Genomic DNA, 1,619 nt, shown 5'->3' on the forward strand with positions numbered 1-1,619 from the left:
AGTGTGGCAACGCGGTGGCCGCCGCAGCAATGGCAAGCGGCCGGCGCCGGCTCGGCCACGCGTTCGCGCGGCAGGTGCTCGGGAAATGGCTGGCGCGCCGGTCGTTTGCGCATGTAAGGCGCCACCTCGGTGGTCCGGGCAGCGGCCTGTTCGGCGGCGATCTCATCTTCCGTCGCGGTGCTCTCGAGCTCATCGAAGGTGAGTTCCATCTGGTCGTGCAGGCGGGCTGAGCGTTCAGAACTCTGACCATGCAGCGCCCGCTGCAGCTTGCGGATCGTCAGATGCTGATGTGCGATCAGCGCCGCATCATCCGATGCCTTGGCCCTGGCGACCGCCAGTTCGGCCTCGACCAGCGCAGCGCGGGCGGCCTCGTCTTCGGCTCTGGCCAACGCCGCGGTCAGCGCTGCTCTCAGCGCGCCGATATCGTCCGGAACAGCATCCTGGGCGGTGGCAACCATGCCCTGGAGTGAATCATAAAACGCGTCCGCTGACTCGCGGAAAATGGCGCAAACTCAAAGAAAACTCAGCCCGCGCGCTGGGGGCGGAACGTGTGAACCGGGTTGCGCCAATCGATCCCGTCGAGCATGTAGGCGAGCTGCGCCGGTGATATGGAAACCGTGCCGTCCGCCGGCGATGGCCATAGAAACCGGCCCTTCTCGAGCCGTTTTGCATACAGCGACATGCCGAGCCCATCATGCCAGATAATCTTGATCAGATTGCCGCTGCGGCCGCGGAAGACATAAATATCGCCGGCATGCGGGTCCCGGCCCAGCGTCTCCTGAACCTGCAGAGCGAGGCCTTGCATCCCGCGACGCATATCGGTCCGGCCGACCGCCAACCAGATCCGCACCTGGCTCGGGACCGGGATCATGAAACGCCCAGCGCCTTCACCATCGCCGCCGCCAGTGTTGGCGGCGTGGTCAGCGGAATCCGCAGCCGCACCTTGCCGGCGACCTCCAGCTCGATCACCGCTGGGGATGCCGCCGGCCGCGAAACGGCGACAGGCTCGTCGGGAGCCACGACAACCTCGGCAAAGCCCGTCTCGCGGGCTCTCACCGTGCGGCGCCACTTGTAGATCAGGCTGGTCGCGACATCGTACTGACGCGCCACCGCCGCCACCGTGGCCCCGGGCGCGAATGCCGCGGCCAGTATCCGGCACTGATCCGCTTCACTCCAACGGCGCCGCCGCTCCGGCCCGGTCAATAACGTCACATGGCTCATGCTGTGCTGCTAACTTCGCTCGTAAGGACGACCTTAAGAGCGCAGCCTCGCTACCGTGCCATCTTCTCGCAAGGCGGCCTTCGCCGGAGGCGTACCCTCCGTGCAGCGTGCCGTTGAGTGCGCAGCCGTAGCGCGCGCCGGATGGACCGACGGCTACAATAAGATGCATCCTCTTCAGCGCTCAGGATGCGGTCCCCAACGGAGTTGATCCGAACCCAACCAGTAGAGGGGGACGGCGAAACGGCTGCACTACACGATGTTGCCGTCGCTTTGCACTTATTGTGTAAGAATGCGGCTTATTGATACTGATTTGCCATATAGATGTGAGACGGCATGATTCTCACTGCATTGAGAAGAGGCTCTCCGCCTGCGAACTCGGACTATCATGTTCTCGGCTG

General features: G+C 64.3%; 3 protein-coding genes. All 3 read right to left on the reverse strand.

Annotation, left to right across the window (positions count from 1 at the left end; genetic code table 11):
- Positions 1-458, reverse strand: a 458-nt coding sequence (locus EOA27_RS35685) for a transposase (protein WP_189562284.1), incomplete at its 3' end; no start/stop codon positions are given.
- A 65-nt stretch (positions 459-523) separates the two neighbouring features.
- Positions 524-871 carry an IS66 family insertion sequence element accessory protein TnpB gene (gene tnpB, locus EOA27_RS35690; RefSeq protein ID WP_127258640.1) on the reverse strand — a complete coding sequence of 116 codons (348 nt, stop codon included), beginning with the start codon at positions 869-871 and terminating at the stop codon, positions 524-526.
- Entirely contained in the window at positions 868-1,221 is a 354-nt protein-coding gene (locus tag EOA27_RS35695; RefSeq protein WP_126101843.1) for a transposase, read from the reverse strand. Before EOA27_RS35695 ends, tnpB begins: the two co-directional genes overlap by 4 nt.
- Positions 1,222-1,619: the final 398 nt, after the last annotated feature.

Source organism: Mesorhizobium sp. M2A.F.Ca.ET.037.01.1.1, assembly GCF_003998075.1.
Taxonomy (GTDB): domain Bacteria; phylum Pseudomonadota; class Alphaproteobacteria; order Rhizobiales; family Rhizobiaceae; genus Mesorhizobium.

What these genes read in the sequence shown, in the direction of transcription:
- tnpB (WP_127258640.1), bottom strand. Translation starts at nt 871, where the DNA reads ATGATCCCGGTCCCGAGCCAGGTGCGGATCTGGTTGGCGGTCGGCCGG.
- EOA27_RS35695 (WP_126101843.1), bottom strand. Translation starts at nt 1,221, where the DNA reads ATGAGCCATGTGACGTTATTGACCGGGCCGGAGCGGCGGCGCCGTTGG.